9 protein-coding genes are annotated in these 14,637 nt (G+C 57.0%); 4 read left to right on the top strand and 5 right to left on the bottom strand.

Annotated features, from left to right (window positions below):
* Nucleotides 1-28: 28 nt before the first annotated feature.
* The 3 genes from PG062_RS14175 to polA form a co-directional block, all read right to left on the bottom strand.
* Nucleotides 29-1,690: a glutamine--tRNA ligase/YqeY domain fusion protein gene (locus PG062_RS14175; RefSeq protein ID WP_113999151.1), complete on the bottom strand. Its 1,662-nt coding sequence runs from the start codon at nucleotides 1,688-1,690 to the stop codon at nucleotides 29-31.
* Between the two features lie 143 nt (nucleotides 1,691-1,833).
* The gene (tsaD, locus tag PG062_RS14170; protein ID WP_270752763.1) at nucleotides 1,834-2,841 is read right to left on the bottom strand and encodes a tRNA (adenosine(37)-N6)-threonylcarbamoyltransferase complex transferase subunit TsaD; all 1,008 of its coding nucleotides are present in this window, start codon (nucleotides 2,839-2,841) and stop codon (nucleotides 1,834-1,836) included.
* Between the two features lie 227 nt (nucleotides 2,842-3,068).
* Nucleotides 3,069-5,582 (bottom strand): DNA polymerase I, encoded by a 2,514-nt coding sequence (polA, locus tag PG062_RS14165; RefSeq protein WP_270752761.1) that lies wholly within the window; start codon nucleotides 5,580-5,582, stop codon nucleotides 3,069-3,071.
* A gap of 590 nt (nucleotides 5,583-6,172) precedes the next feature.
* Here polA and dusB point away from each other — a divergent pair.
* Complete coding sequence (gene dusB / locus PG062_RS14160; RefSeq protein WP_270752760.1) at nucleotides 6,173-7,156, top strand: tRNA dihydrouridine synthase DusB; 984 nt, start codon at nucleotides 6,173-6,175, stop codon at nucleotides 7,154-7,156.
* A gap of 140 nt (nucleotides 7,157-7,296) precedes the next feature.
* Here the strand turns inward: dusB and yfbR are convergent, their stop codons facing one another.
* Entirely contained in the window at nucleotides 7,297-7,893 is a 597-nt protein-coding gene (gene yfbR, locus PG062_RS14155; RefSeq protein ID WP_270752757.1) for a 5'-deoxynucleotidase, read from the bottom strand.
* 369 nt (nucleotides 7,894-8,262) lie between these two features.
* On the opposite strand from yfbR, the gene PG062_RS14150 reads away from it, so the two are divergent.
* The 3 genes from PG062_RS14150 to PG062_RS14140 all read left to right on the top strand — a co-directional run bounded on the left by PG062_RS14150 (nucleotide 8,263) and on the right by PG062_RS14140 (nucleotide 14,065).
* A complete protein-coding gene (locus tag PG062_RS14150; RefSeq protein ID WP_270752755.1) occupies nucleotides 8,263-10,638 on the top strand; it encodes a YfhO family protein in 2,376 nt (791 codons plus the stop codon).
* A gap of 631 nt (nucleotides 10,639-11,269) precedes the next feature.
* Nucleotides 11,270-13,438 carry a Tex family protein gene (locus tag PG062_RS14145; RefSeq protein WP_270752753.1) on the top strand — a complete coding sequence of 723 codons (2,169 nt, stop codon included), beginning with the start codon at nucleotides 11,270-11,272 and terminating at the stop codon, nucleotides 13,436-13,438.
* Nucleotides 13,439-13,843: 405 nt separating this feature from the next.
* The gene (locus tag PG062_RS14140; protein ID WP_113999179.1) at nucleotides 13,844-14,065 is read left to right on the top strand and encodes an HPr family phosphocarrier protein; all 222 of its coding nucleotides are present in this window, start codon (nucleotides 13,844-13,846) and stop codon (nucleotides 14,063-14,065) included.
* Nucleotides 14,066-14,187: 122 nt separating this feature from the next.
* Here PG062_RS14140 and PG062_RS14135 read toward each other — a convergent pair.
* Nucleotides 14,188-14,637 (bottom strand): IS3 family transposase (locus PG062_RS14135; RefSeq protein ID WP_270752750.1); only part of this gene is annotated, 450 nt, incomplete at its 5' end.

Here is a 14,637-nt window from a genome sequence, read left to right as displayed (position 1 = left end):
TGAACGATGAAATGGAAAGCCTGAAAAATCAGAACTTGAAACTGTCCTTCAGGGTGACGATGCGGTTGTAAACGTGGGGGTTCTTGCTGTCCGGCGTAAAGTAACCGGTGCGCACGAACTGGAACCGCTCGCCGGGCTTGGCATCAGCCAGGCTCTCTTCCAGCTTGGCGTGGTCAATGACCTGCACGCTGTCGGGGTTCAGGTAATCCTTGAAGTCAGCGCCATCGGGAATGCCGTTCATGTTGGCTTCGGTAAACAGCTTGTCGTACAGGTGGATCTCAGCGTCCACGCAGTGCTCGCAGCTGACCCAATGGATGGTGCCGCGCACCTTGCGGCCATCGGCGGGGTTGCCGTTGCGGGTTTCCAGGTCGGCTTCGGCATGGATGGTCACCACATTACCGGCTTCGTCCTTGTCCACGCCGGTGCAGCGCACCAGGTAAGCGCCCATCAGGCGGACTTCGCTGCCCAGGGTCAGGCGCTTGAACTTCGGCGGGGGAACCTCAAAAAAGTCGCTCTTGTCGATCCAGACTTCCTTGGTAAAGGCAACCGGGCGGGTGGTGGTGTCGTTGGCATCGCGGTTGGGGTTATTGGGCAGGTCAAAATACTCAACCTGGTCAGCCGGGTAGTTGTCGATCACCAGCTTGACCGGCTCCAGAACGGCAACGCGGCGGGCGGCGTTCAGCTCCAGCTCGGCGCGCAGCACGGCTTCCAGCTGGCGCATATCCACCAGGCTGTCTGCCTTGGCAACACCGGCGGTGCGCACAAACTCAAAAATGCTGGTGGGGGTATAGCCGCGGCGGCGCAGACCGCACAGGGTGGGCATGCGGGGGTCATCCCAGCCATCCACAATGTTCTTTTCCACCAGTTCGCGCAGGTAGCGCTTGCTCATGACGGTGTTGGTCACATTCAGGCGGGCAAATTCGCGCTGCTTGGGGAAGCCGGCGCCAAAAATATTGGTCACGACCCACTCATACAGGGGGCGGTGGTTCTCAAATTCCAGGCTGCACATGGAATGGGTGATGCCCTCAATGGCGTCCTGAATGGGGTGGGCAAAGTCATACAGGGGGTAGATGCACCACTTATCGCCCTGGCGGTGGTGGGAAACATGCTTGATGCGGTAAATCGCCGGGTCACGCAGGTTCATGTTGGGGCTGGCCAGGTCGATTTTGGCGCGCAGGGTCTTTTCGCCATCGGCAAACTCGCCCGCGCGCATCCGGCGGAACAGGTCGAGGTTTTCTTCCGGGGTGCGGTCGCGGTAGGGGGAAGGACGGCTGGGCTTACCGGCATCGTTGCCGCGGTATTCCTGCATCTCCTCGCGGGTCAGGTCATCCACATAGGCTTTGCCTTCCTGAATGAGCTTTTCGGCGTATTCATAGCACTTTTCAAAGTAATCGCTGCCGTAAAAAATGCCGCCGTTGGGGGTGGCACCCAGCCATTCCAGATCTTTCAGGATGCTCTGCACATACTCGTCGCCTTCGCGGGCGGGGTTGGTATCGTCAAAGCGCAGGTTAAACTTACCGCCATAGGTTTTGGCGGTCATGTAGTTGATGTAAATGGCCTTGGCGGAACCAATGTGCAGGTAGCCGTTCGGCTCCGGCGGAAAACGGGTATGGATCTCCTTGACCTTGCCCTCGGCAAGATCCGCGTCAATGATCTCAGTCAAAAAATTGGAAAACTTTTCGTCAGCCATGTATTCCACTCCAATAAAATATTGTAGATTGTAATATTGTCGATTTTCTTATTTTACAATAAGCGGCAGGGTTTTGCAATATGGGGAACAGGGGCAAAATGCAGAATTGAACGTGCAAAACCGCTTTTTAAGCAAAAAAACGCTTAGCGATAGTCAATGGCAAGGGTGGGCAGACCGTTCAGGGTAAGGTCTGCAATGTTGCCATCCTTGAATTCATAGTAGCCCTGCGCGGCGATCATCGCGCCGTTGTCGCCGCAGTATTTCAGTTCCGGCAGATACACTTTCGCGCCGAGCTTCTGGGCACCATCGTTCACCAGCTGGCGCAGACGGCCATTGGCCGCAACGCCGCCCGCCAGGCAGATGGTTTTGGCGTTGGTATCCGCTGCGGCGGCCAGCAGCTTTTTGGCCAGGATCTGTGCAATGCGCTCCTGGAAGCTGGCGGCCATATCGGCCACGCGCACTTCCTCACCGCGCTGCTGGGCGTTGTGAACCTCGTTGACAACGGCAGTCTTTAAGCCGGAAAAGCTCACGTTGTATTTACCCTCCACATGCGGGGTGGGCAGTTTGTAATAGTGCGGGTCGCCGGTTTTGGCGGCCTGCGAAACGCTGGGCCCGCCGGGATAGGGCAGCCCCAGGGTGCGGGCAACTTTATCAAACGCTTCGCCCGCGGCGTCATCCACCGTGCGGCCCAGAACATGGTACTTGCACCAGTCCTCTACCTGCACAATATGGCTGTGGCCGCCGCTGGCCACCAGGCAGAGGAATGGCGGCTCCAGCTGTGGGTGGGTCAGATAGTTGGCTGCAATGTGCCCGCGCAGGTGATGTACCGGCACCAGCGGCTTGCCCGCGCCGTAAGCCAGGCCCTTGGCAAAGTTGACCCCCACCAGCACGGCCCCAATCAGGCCGGGGGCAAAGGTGACGGCCACCGCGTCCACATCCGCAATGGCCATGTTGGCATCCTGCAAAGCCTGCTGCACCGTCGCGCTGATGTATTCCGCATGGCGGCGGCTGGCAATTTCCGGCACAACACCGCCGTAAAGCGCCTGTTCTTTGACGCTGGTAGAAATAACGTTGGAAATTAAATGTTTTCCATCCTCCACAATCGCAGCCGCCGTCTCATCGCAGCTCGATTCGATGCCTAAAATATACATTGTATACCCCCGTGTGAAGTTAGGAGTTAGGAGGGAGAAGTTAAGAGTTAATAGGAACGAAAAGATTTTAGCAACCTTTTATTTTGATCTGTAGGGAACGGTCTTGACCGTTCCCTACAGATGCCATGACGGGATTTGCAGCAAGGTTGGCGGGAGCATTGCAATTTCTCATTGCTCATTGCTAATTCCTAATTAACTCCTAACTCCTACTTCCTACCTCCTATCTGTTAATGTGCTTCCAGCCAGGTCTTGCCGGTGCCGACTTCGGCGGTGAGGGGGACGGAATAGGATACCACCTGCTCCATCTCCTCTTTCAGAATACGCTTGACCTGTTCCACTTCGTTTTCCGGCGCTTCCACGATCAGTTCATCGTGTACCTGCAATAGCAGGCGGGCCTGCAGTTTTTCGTCCCGCAGGCGCTGCCAGACATGCACCATGGCCAGCTTAATGATATCCGCCGCGGTGCCCTGGATGGGTGTGTTGCGGGCCATGCGCTCGCCGGAGCTGCGCACCTGGAAGTTGGAGCTTGCCAGCTCCGGCAGCGGGCGGCGGCGGCCAAACAGCGTTTCTACATAGCCCTTCTCTTTGGCGTGTTCAATGCAGTTCTGCATGTAGCCGTCCACTTTCGGGAAGGTATTCAGATACGTTTTCAAGAAAGTATCTGCCTCCTTGACCGAAATGCCGAGGTCCTTGCCCAGAGAGAACGCTCCCTTGCCGTACATGATGCCAAAGTTGATGGCCTTGGCGGAGGTGCGCAGCTCATGGGTGACATCCGATTCCGGGATGTGGTAGATCTTGGCCGCGGTGGCGCGGTGAATGTCTGCCCCGGACAAAAACGCCTGCTGCATGGCTTCATCGCCTGTAATGTGGGCCAGAATGCGCAGTTCGATCTGGGAATAGTCGGCGTCCACCAGCGTTTCGCCGGGGGCGGCCACAAAGTAGCCGCGCAGGCGGCTGCCCAGCTCGGTGCGGATGGGAATGTTCTGCAAATTCGGCTCAGTGGAGCTGATGCGTCCCGTGCGGGCTTCGGTCTGGATAAAGGTGGAATGGATGCGTCCGTCCGGCCCCAGGGCTTTCAGCAGGCCCTCCACATAGGTGGAAAGCAGCTTGGAATAGGTGCGGTACTTCAAAATATCATCCACCGCCGGGCTGTAGGCGCGCAGGCTTTCCAGCGTTTCGGCGTCGGTGGAATAGCCGCGGGCCGTTTTTTTGCGGGGCGGCAGGCCCAGCTTGTCAAACAGGGCTTCGCCCAACTGCTTGGGGCTGTTCAGATTGAACTCGTACCCGACCTCAGCATAAATGTTCTGCAAAATGCCGTTCAGCTCGGCGCGCAGGCTATCGCCGAACTGGCGGATGCCCTCGGCGTCCACCGCAAAGCCGATGCGCTCCATGTCGGCCAGCACGCGGGCCAGAGGCAGCTCCATCGTGGCCAGCAGGTCGTGGCCGCCCTGCTCGTCCAGCTTAGTGGAAAGCACATCCAGCAAGGCGGAAAGCGCCCCGGCATCCGGCGCGGCGGCGCAGGCAAAGGCGGGGGCAGCAGCGTATTCTGCCGCCAGCTGCCCGGCCTGGTAATCACTGGCCGAAGGATTCAGTAGGTAGGCGGCCAGCTTGCCATCAAACACAATGGCCGCGCCAACGCCGCCATGCTCCAGTGCAATGTGGTACAACGGCTTTGCATCAAACACACGCAGCTGCACCCCGGCGGCATCCAGCAGAGAGGGCAGGCGGTCGTTATCCAGCAGGTAAACGGAATCCCCCTGCACGGCGTACCAGCTGCCGTCCTTGTTCTGGGCCAGGTCATATCGGCCTTCCGGCGCAAGGGGCAGCAGGTCGGGCTGCACTTCCGGCAGAGTTTCTGCGCTGGCGGCAACCGCTGCCGGGGATTCATCCAGCCCCCAGCGGGCGGTCAGCTTGTGCATTTCCAGCTCAGCCAGCAGCTGGGCTGCGGCAGCCGGGTCCCCGGCAGTGCGGCAGTAGTGCTCCGGCGCAGTTTCGATGGGAGCGTCCTTGCGGATGGTGCCCAGCATGTGAGAAAGCTCGGCCAGCTCCTTGTTGGCTTCCAGCTTTTCCCGCTGTTTGGGTTTGATGGCTTTGTCGTCCAGGTGCTCATACACGCCCTGCAAACTGCCGAACTTCTGCACCAGGGCAAGGGCGGTCTTTTCGCCAATGCCGGGCACGCCGGGAATATTATCGGAAGCATCGCCCATCAGGCTTTTTACTTCGATCAGCTGCGGCGGGGCCACGCCGTATTTTTCCTGGATGGCGGCGGGGTCCATGGGCAGCGTTTCGCGGTTGGTGGCAAGCAGCACCGTGGTGGCATCGTCTACCAGCTGCAGGCTGTCCCGGTCACCGGTTGCCAGCAGGGTGGTGCCCCCGGCGGCCTCGTTGGCGGCGGCCAGCGTGCCCAGGATATCGTCCGCTTCCCAGCCGGGCTTGCTGACCTGCACAAAGCCAAGGTCGGTCAGCAGCTGCTTTAATACCGGCATCTGCTCCGCCAGCTCCTGCGGCATACCATGGCGGGTGGCCTTGTAGCCGTCATAGGCGGTATGGCGGAAGGTGGGGGCTTTTTCGTCCCAGGCAATGGCCACAGCGTCCGGGTGGTGGGCGGAAAGCAGGTTGAGCAGGATATTCTGGAAGCCGAAAATGGCGTTGGTGTAGCGCCCATCCTTGGTTGTCAGCAGCTTGATACCGAAGTAAGCCCGGTTCACCAGACTGTTGCCATCCAAAACCAGCAGTTTCATACAGGAACCTCCGAAAAAACGAAACACATCGATCGCAATAATAAAAATAGTATATCACAAATTGCACTGGTGTGGGGAGTGTGGTAAAATAATATTTTAGCTGAAGCAAAAACAAAAGTTGGGAGAGAGTTAGGAGTTAGGAGTTAGGAAGTAGGAGTTAGGAGTTATTGGTGTGCGCTGGCGCGCACAATTTTGAATGTTATGGCAACACCGCACAATTCCCGCCTTGCGGCTTAAGCACCGCTCCGGCAGCTGCGGCACGGCATCTGCGTTGCCAAAATGCTCGATAATGTCGGGTTGCGGTACCCGCATCGTGCTTCGGGGGCAAAAGCCCCTCGCACTCTGCGACCGCTGCCCCTGCTTCGGTTCGCTGTTTCCGCCACTGGCGGCGCTCACCTTTGCAGCATCCAGTATTATCTGCGCTTTTGGCTTGGCATCTGCCGCACCTCGCTCGCCGTATCGGCACTTAGAATTATGCGGTATTGCCTTAGGTTTTATTGCTTTACCCCAAAAATTCAAAACGCGGCGCAAGCCGCACCTTTAACTCCTCACTCCTAACTCCTCGCTCTTCACTCCTGCCTATCAAAAATATGCAATTACGCAATCTAACCATTCCATATGCACAGCCTGCGGTGTTTGCGCCGATGGCGGGGTTTACGGATGCGGCGTGCCGGCACCTGATGGCGGACCATGGCGCGGCGTGGACGGTAAGCGAGATGGCCAGCGCCAAGGCCATTACCTTTGGCGATGACAAAAGCGTGCGCCTGCTGCGGGACAAGGCCTCCCACGGCATTTATGCCGTGCAGCTGTTTGGGGCCGAGCCCGAAACGATGGCGCAGGCGATCCGGATCATTCAGGAAAAAGGCGTGCAGTTTGATATTCTGGACATCAACATGGGTTGCCCGGCCCCCAAGATCACATCCAGCGGTGCAGGTAGCAAACTGATGCAGAACCCGGAGCTGTGCGGCCGCATGGTGGCCGCTGCCCGCGGAGCCCTGGGACCGGATAAGCCTTTAACCGTTAAAATGCGCATTGGCTGGGATGCCGAGCAGCTGACCGGCGTTGCCGTGGCCCGGCAGTGTGAAGCAAACGGTGCAGACCTGATCGCCGTGCATGGCCGCACGCGGGAGCAGATGTACATCCCGCCCATTGATGTGGATGCCATCACGGAGATCCGCAAAGCGGTCGGCATTCCGGTGCTGGCAAACGGCGATATCACCACGGCGGAAGACGCAAAGCAGATTTTGGAGCAAACCGGCTGCGCGGGCGTGATGATCGGCCGCGGCGCGCTGGGCGACCCCTGGCTGTTTGAGCGCATCAACGCCGTATTGACTGGCCAGCCGGAGCCCGGCGAACCCAGCCTGAACGCCCGGATGAGCGCACTGCGCGCCCAAATCTACGAAATGTGCGAAGAAAAAGGCGAATGGACCGCTATGCCCCAGGCACGCGGCCAGGCCATGCACTATATGAAAGGTCTGAAAGGCGCCGCGTCCCTGCGCCGTTATTGTTCCATGCTGGAGCATTTTACCGATGTGGACAAGCTGATTGAGGCGGTATATAAGCTCCAAGGGTAGTTAGGAGGTAGGAGTGAGGAGTTAATTAGGGCAACACCGCACAATTCCCGCCTTGCGGCTTAAGCACCGCTCCGGCAGCTGCCGCACCTTGCTCGCCGTATCGGCACTTAGAATTATGCGGTATTGCCCTAACTATTTACTTACTTTTTCGTTAGCTCATCCAGGTTCTGCGTATAGCACGGCAGCATGTGCTCAATGAAATAATCGGCTTCGGGGCTGTGCATGGCGGCCAGATCGGCTTTTTGCTGGGCGAGAGCGGCGGTGAACTCGCGGTTGCCGCTTTCCACCTCCTCCATGCACTTGATCAGGGCCGAAAGCCGGTCTGCGGCTTTCAGCAGCTTGCGCTCGGCATCGTTCAGCACACTGCCGGTCAGGTAGCTGCCTTCGATCTCATGCAGCTCCGGCGGCAGCAGATCCGCCATGGCAAGGGCGCTTTCCCGTTCCACGGCTTTGTAGGCGGTGCGCAGGGCTTCGTTCTTGTATTTGACCGGGGTAGGCATATCGCCGGTCAAAATTTCCGGTGCATCGTGGTACAGCGCCGCGGCGGCCACGGTGTCGGGGCGGATATCGGCCCCGGTGTGGGTGATGTTCTGGGCGATCAGGCAAAGCGCATGGGCCAGCAGGGCGGTATCCGCCGTGTGCTCACTCAGGCTTTCCTGCCGCATGCAGCGCATCAGCGCCCACCGCGTAATATACTTCATGCGCCCCAAAAGAGCGTGAAAAGGGTATAGAGACAAAACAAAGCACCTCACTCTTGAAAAAATTAGGGCAATACCGCATAATTCTAAGTGCCGATACGGCGAGCGAGGTGCGGCAGCTGCTAAGCCAAAAGCGCAGATAATACTTTGTGTATTATCGAGCATTTTGGCAACGCAGATGCCGTGCCGCAGCCGCCGGAGCGGTGCTTAAGCCGCTAGGCGGGAATTGTGCAGTGTTGCCTTAGAAATTAGGAATTAGTAATGAGAAATTAAATGGTGGGCAATGGGGCAGACCTTTTGCCAAAATACGAGGAGCCAAAGAATGGCAGATAATTGCTCATTGCTAATTCCTCATTTCTAATTTCTAATTATAAAGTATATCACATCCCTTCAAAGGAGGGAATTGCATTGAAGATTGGCGGCAAGCTTTTGGAGCGCAAAACAGGCGGGCGGTCACGGTATTGGCAGGTGTTCTGGCTTTGCTTTGCGGTGGCGGCGGCGCTGTTTTTGCCCCACTGCATCATTGATGGCCTGAACGGCGACTTTTTCCACTACGCCGGTGACTTTAACGACCAGCAGATTTCCTTTTATTCCTATGCCAACAATTTTGTTAAGCAGGGGGGCAGTTTCAGCTGGGCAACGGACCTGGGCAGCGGGTTTGTGAACTCCTACAGCTTTTATCTGTGCGGCAGCCCGTTTTTCTGGCTCACCCTGCTGCTGCCCTATCGGTGGACGCCCTGGGCCATGGTGCCAATGCTCTGCCTTAAATTTGCTGTGGCGGGCGGCGGGGCTTACCTGTGGATGCGCCGCTGGGTAAAAGACGAGCGCTGGAGCATGGTGGGCGCGTGTCTGTATGCGTTCTCCGGCTTTACGGTGTACAACGTGTTCTTTAACCACTTTTTGGACGTTGTGGCACTGTTCCCCTACATGCTCAAAGCGCTGGATGACGCCGTGCTGGACCGCAGGCACGGTGCATTCCCGTTTTGGGTTGCGGTCAACCTGCTCAACAACTATTTCTTTTTTGCCGGGCAGGCCGTGTTTTTGATGATTTATTTTGTCTGCATGGTGGCGGGCGGCCGGTACAAGCTGAACCTGCGCCTGTTTGGGGCGCTGGCGTTCCAGACGGTGCTGGGCTGCTGCATGGGCTGTGCGCTGCTGGTTCCGGCGGCACTTTCGCTGGTGCAGAACCCGCGCACAATCGATCCATTCAATGGGTACGGCTACCTTGTATACGGCAGCGCCCAGCAGTACCTTGCCATTTTTTACAGCGCTTTTTTGATGCCGGATGCCCCCTACCTGAAAGACCTGTTCCAGGAGGGCATCTTAAAGCACACCAGCATGACCGTCTACCTGCCGGTGGTGGGCATTGCGGGCGGGCTGGTGTTCTGCCGCGTGCGGCGGCGCCACCCCTTTGCGCGCATCATGAAAGTGTGCCTTATCTGCGCCTTTGTGCCGGTGCTGAACAGCATGTTCTATGCCCTCAATTCCAGCTATTATGCGCGCTGGTATTATATGCCGGTTTTGGTGCTCTGCGCCGCCACGGCTATGACGCTGCAAAAAGCCAACCTGTGCGAAACCGAGTACCGCCGCGCGCTGGGCCTTGTGGCGCTGTGTACCTTGAGCAGCATTGCCTTTGTGCTGGTGCCCAATGAAAAAGACGGCACCACCACCATTGGCGTGGTGGAGGAACCGCTGCGCTACTGGGGCATTTTGCTGGTCAGCATGTTGGGCGTGGGGCTGTTCTGGCTGCTGCTGCATTACCGCAGGCAGCTGGCGGCACGGTTCCCGGCGGTGGTGCTGGCCGTGGCGCTGGGGTTCAGCTTTGTGTATGGGCAGGTACACCTTTCCATCACCAAATACGGCCAGTGGTACCACGATGCGGACTATGTGCAGCAGACCTGGCGCGAAGCCCCGGAGCTGAACGCCGTTCTGCCGGACGATGTCTTTTACCGGCTGGACGCTTACGACAGTTATAACAACCTTGGTTTGTGGCTGGACAAAAGCTGCATCCAGTTCTTTAACTCCACGGTAGCACCCAGCATTCTGGAATTTTACCCTACGGTGGGCGTTAAGCGGGATGTGAACTCCAAGCCGGAAGCCAGCCTGTATGCCCTGCGCGGTCTGTTGAGCGTGCGGTATACCCTTGTGCCGAAAGAAAAAGTTGAGGATTGGGAAAAAGAAAAGCTGGAAGGCTGGAACCTTGTTTCAAGCACCACAAGCTACCTGATTTACGAGAACGAGAACTGGGTGCCGATGGGCTTTACATATGATTCCTATATTACGGAAGAGAACTTTGAAACGGTGAGCGATACCAACGCGGGCAATGTACTGATGAAAGCCCTGCTGCTGACCGATGAACAGGTGGAACGGTACGGCCAGATGATGCAGAACCTGACGGATGATGAGAAAAATAACATCAGCTATGAGGATTATGTGCAGGACTGTACGGCCCGGCGGGAAAGCGCTGTGACAAGCTTTACCGCAACGCGCACCGGCTTTACCGCGCAGGCGGATCTGGAAGCCGAAAATCTGGTACTGTTCAGCGTGCCCTATGACGATGGTTTTACCGCAACCGTGAACGGTGTGCCGGCGGAGGTGGAGAAAGTGGACAACGGCCTGATGGCGGTTGCCGCCCCGGCGGGCCACAGCGAGATCGTGTTCACCTACCACACGGCCGGTCTGCGGCAGAGCGTTGCCGTCAGCGCCGGCGCTATTGTGGTGTATGCCGTGTGGGTGTCAGTATTGCACCAGGAAAAGCGCCGGGAAGAGAGCAGTGTGGGGTAAATGATGCCCCGCCAAACCGTTGGGGGTGTGCACGGTCAAATTTAGGGCAACACCGCATAATTCCCGCCTTACGGCTTAAGCACCGCTCCGGCGGCTGCGGTACGGCATCTGCGTTGCCAAAATGCTCGATAATACACAAAGTATTATCTGCGCTTTTGGCTTAGCATCTGCCGTACCTCGCTCGCCGTATCGGCACTTAGAATTATGCGGTATTGCCTTAGGATGCAGTCGGGGGCGGAAAATTGCGTTTTATCCCGATAGAGACCGTAGGGGCGCACATTGTGCGCACGCGGGTGTGTGGCATATGATGGGGTGATATACCCGGATACAGCCCGATATGTGGAATCATGGCACAACACCCCGCCGGTGCCAACACCTGGTCTGTGATTGCATTCCCCTTTGCGGGCCGATGGCGAGCATCGGTCCCTACGGATTGCTTGCAACGTTTGCAACAAATGGCAAGGTCTCTCCCCGGCGGGATGAGGGCATCCCGCCCTACAGCTGATTTTTAACTATCTACTATAATTTATATATTAAAGTATTAAAGTTTTTTCGCCGAAGCCCTTTTTTCAAAAAAGGCTGGAAAATCCCGCGTGGAAAATCCATCGTAAAACAGAAAGTGAGAACAAAGATGCCGAACCATGCCGAACAGCTGGCGCAGGAACTGAACCTGAGCCTGAAAAACGTACAGGGTGCCATTGACCTGATCGATGCCGGGAACACCATCCCATTTATTGCCCGCTACCGCAAAGAAGCTACCGGCTCTATGGATGACCAGGTGCTGCGCAACTTGGGCGACCGCCTGGAATACCTGCGCGGATTGGATAAGCGTAAAGAAGAAGTGACCGGCTCCATTGAAGCGCAGAACGCCATGACGCCGGAACTGCAGGCCGCTTTGGCTGGTGCCAAAACACTGGCCGAGGTGGAGGATATCTATCGTCCGTATAAGCCCAAGCGCAAGACCCGCGCCAGCATCGCCCGCGCTCGCGGCCTGCAGCCGCTGGCCGATGCTACCTTGAAGCAGGATACTAACTTTGACCCGCAGACAGCCGCCAACGACTACCTGAACGAGGAAGTCCCCGATGCAGCAGCCGCTCTGGCCGGGGCACAAGATATCATTGCCGAAACCATCAGCGATGACGCTCGCTGCCGCGCCGAGCTGCGCCGCTACTACCATGCGTTCGGCATGGTTAAAAGCGTAAAAGCTAAGGACGAAGACAGCGTATACACCCAGTATTATGATTATACCGAGCCTGTCGCCAAAATCCCTGGCCACCGTATTCTGGCCCTGGACCGCGGCGAGCGGGAAGGCTTTTTGAAGGTGAGCATTGCCGTGGAAGCCGAGCGCGCCGGGGGCATTGTGGCCTGGATGTTCGCCCGCAAAAAGACCGGCGGCCCCAGCGCTGCCATTGTGGAAGCCGCGGCACTGGATGCCTACAGCCGCCTGATCCACCCCAGCCTGGAAAACGAACTGCGCGCCGAACTGACCGCCAAGGCCGCCGAGGGTGCCATCACTGTGTTTGGCGAGAATCTGCGCCAGCTGCTGCTGCAGCCGCCCATCCGCGGCAAAACCGTGATGGGCCTGGACCCCGGCTACCGCATGGGCTGCAAGGTTGCCGTGGTGGACCCCACCGGCAAGGTGCTGGATACCAACGTGGTATACCCGGTGCCGGAATTCAAGCGGGTGGATCAGGCCAAGAAAACCATCAAGAGCATGGTGCTGAAAAACGGGGTGGAGGTCATGGCCATCGGCAACGGCACCGCCGGACATGAAACCGAGGAGTTTGCCGCCGCCGTAATCCGTGAACTGGCCGAGGAAAAGGGGCTGCACCTGCAATATATGGTCGTCAGTGAAGCCGGTGCTTCGGTATATTCGGCGTCCAAGCTGGCGGCGGAGGAGTTCCCGCAGTATGATGTCAACCTGCGCAGCGCGGTTTCCATTGCGCGCCGCTTGCAGGACCCGCTGGCCGAACTGGTTAAAATTGACCCCAAGGCCGTGGGCGTGGGCCAGTACCAGCATGATATGCCCCAGAAGCGCCTGAACGAAACGCTGGACGGTGTGGTGGAAGACTGCGTGAACAGCGTTGGCGTGGATCTGAACACGGCGTCCGCCCCGCTGCTGGCCCGTGTGGCCGGCATTACCAACGCTACCGCTAAAAATATTGTGGCTTGGCGTGAGGAGGAGGGCGCGTTTACCTCCCGTGCGCAGCTGAAAAAGGTCAAGGGCCTTGGCCCCAAGGCATTTGAACAGTGCGCAGGCTTTTTGCGCCTGCCGGGTGCCAAAAACCCGCTGGATGCAACCGCCGTCCACCCCGAAAGCTACCCCGCCGCCAAGGGCCTGCTGGAAGCCTGCGGCTGTGACGCCAAAGAGATCGGCACGGACGCGATGCAGAGCCTGCCGGTACGGGTGAAGAGCCGCGGCACCAAAGCCCTGTGCGAAGCACTTGGCGTGGGCGAACCCACCCTGATGGATATTGTGTCCGAGCTGTGCAAGCCGGGGCGCGATGTGCGCGACAGCCTGCCCAAACCCCTGCTGCGCAGCGATGTGATGGGGCTGGAGGACCTGAAGCCCGGCATGGAGCTGAAAGGTACCGTGCGCAATGTGATTGACTTTGGCGCATTTGTAGATATCGGCGTGCATCAGGATGGACTGGTGCATGTTTCCCAGATCAGTGATAAGTTTATCAAGAACCCGAGAGATGCGCTGAAAGTGGGCGATGTGGTGCAGGTCAAGGTACTGAGCGTGGATACAGCCAAAAAGCGCATTGCCCTGACCATGAAAGGCGTGCCCCAGAGCTGAAAACCTGGCCGAAAACCGCAAAAATCAGCACTTTTCGGCAGAGCATGGAATTATGTTGCCGGAAGGAAAAGCCAAATGGACAGTTTGAATGTGCAACCTGCCAAAACAGGAACAAAAACCGTTAAAATACAGAGCCGAAAAGACAAAAACTGAAATCAGAAAAGTCAAAAAATAAAGAAAATTCGTGAATAAAGCGACAAAATTTTGGCAGCCTGTACAAAGCGGAACATGAACAAATTTGTCTTTTGTGCATCCCGATGAAAAAATGGCAACAATGAATCTAACATAGGTACGCCGGATAGAATTATGCTATAATGCAGCTGTAAGGGAAAGGAAATGTGGGTCCCGCCCTTACCGCGCAGGCATGATGGCCTGTGCCGGGTTTTATTTATGGAGGTCATTATTATGGTAAGACAAGTCAAGGTTTCCAACTTCGCAGAAGTACAGGGAATCGTGTCTGCCGCTGCCAAGTGTTACAATGAGGTCGGCGTGCATGACATGAAGGGCAGCATTGCTGATGCAAAGAGCATTCTCGGTATGATGAGTCTGGACTACAGCCATCCGGTCAAGATCGTCTGTGAGGACGAACATGACCTGGACTGTGTGATCCAGGCACTGCGCCAGTAAATTCAGCTGCCCGGCGGGCTGGCTTTCAGCCCCGGAGGCAGGAATAAGGAAAAACAGAACAGGGCGGTTGGCCATTTGAAGTGACCCCCAAAAGTTAGACAATATTTTGAAGTAAAAATTGCTCAAGCAGCCGAAAGGGCTTGCTGTCTGTGAATTGCAGGCGGCAAGCCCTTTAGCTTTGCCTTGATCCTGCGGTTGTTGTAGTAATCCAGATATTCGATCAGTTCCTGTTTGAAGTGTTCCATGGATTGAAATTCTTGCAGATATAACAGTTCACTTTTGAGCAGTCCGAAGAAATTTTCTATCACAGCATTGTCCAGACAGTTTCCCTTGCGGCTCATGCTCTGTCGGATACCCTTCTCGCGGAGCATCCGCTGGTACTGCTTGTGCTGATATTGCCAACCCTGATCAGAGTGGAGAATCAGGTTTGTTCCGGCCGGGATCTTTGCAAACGCCTCATCCAGCATGGTGGTTACCATGCTGAGTACAGGACGATCCGATATGGTATAACTGACCAGATCGCTGCTGTGCAGATCGAGAATCGGGGACAGATAGAGCTTTTCTCCAAACAG

The sequence above is a fragment of the Gemmiger qucibialis genome, assembly GCF_027689445.1.
In the GTDB taxonomy this organism is placed as follows: Bacteria; Bacillota; Clostridia; order Oscillospirales; family Ruminococcaceae; genus Gemmiger; species Gemmiger qucibialis.
Note: the sequence above shows the minus strand (reverse complement) of the source record. Positions and strands in the feature narration are given on the sequence as shown.

What these genes read in the sequence shown, in the direction of transcription:
- PG062_RS14175 (WP_113999151.1), bottom strand. Translation starts at nt 1,690, where the DNA reads ATGGCTGACGAAAAGTTTTCCAATTTTTTGACTGAGATCATTGACGCG.
- tsaD (WP_270752763.1), bottom strand. Translation starts at nt 2,841, where the DNA reads ATGTATATTTTAGGCATCGAATCGAGCTGCGATGAGACGGCGGCTGCG.
- polA (WP_270752761.1), bottom strand. Translation starts at nt 5,582, where the DNA reads ATGAAACTGCTGGTTTTGGATGGCAACAGTCTGGTGAACCGGGCTTAC.
- dusB (WP_270752760.1), top strand. Translation starts at nt 6,173, where the DNA reads ATGCAATTACGCAATCTAACCATTCCATATGCACAGCCTGCGGTGTTT.
- PG062_RS14145 (WP_270752753.1), top strand. Translation starts at nt 11,270, where the DNA reads ATGCCGAACCATGCCGAACAGCTGGCGCAGGAACTGAACCTGAGCCTG.
- PG062_RS14140 (WP_113999179.1), top strand. Translation starts at nt 13,844, where the DNA reads ATGGTAAGACAAGTCAAGGTTTCCAACTTCGCAGAAGTACAGGGAATC.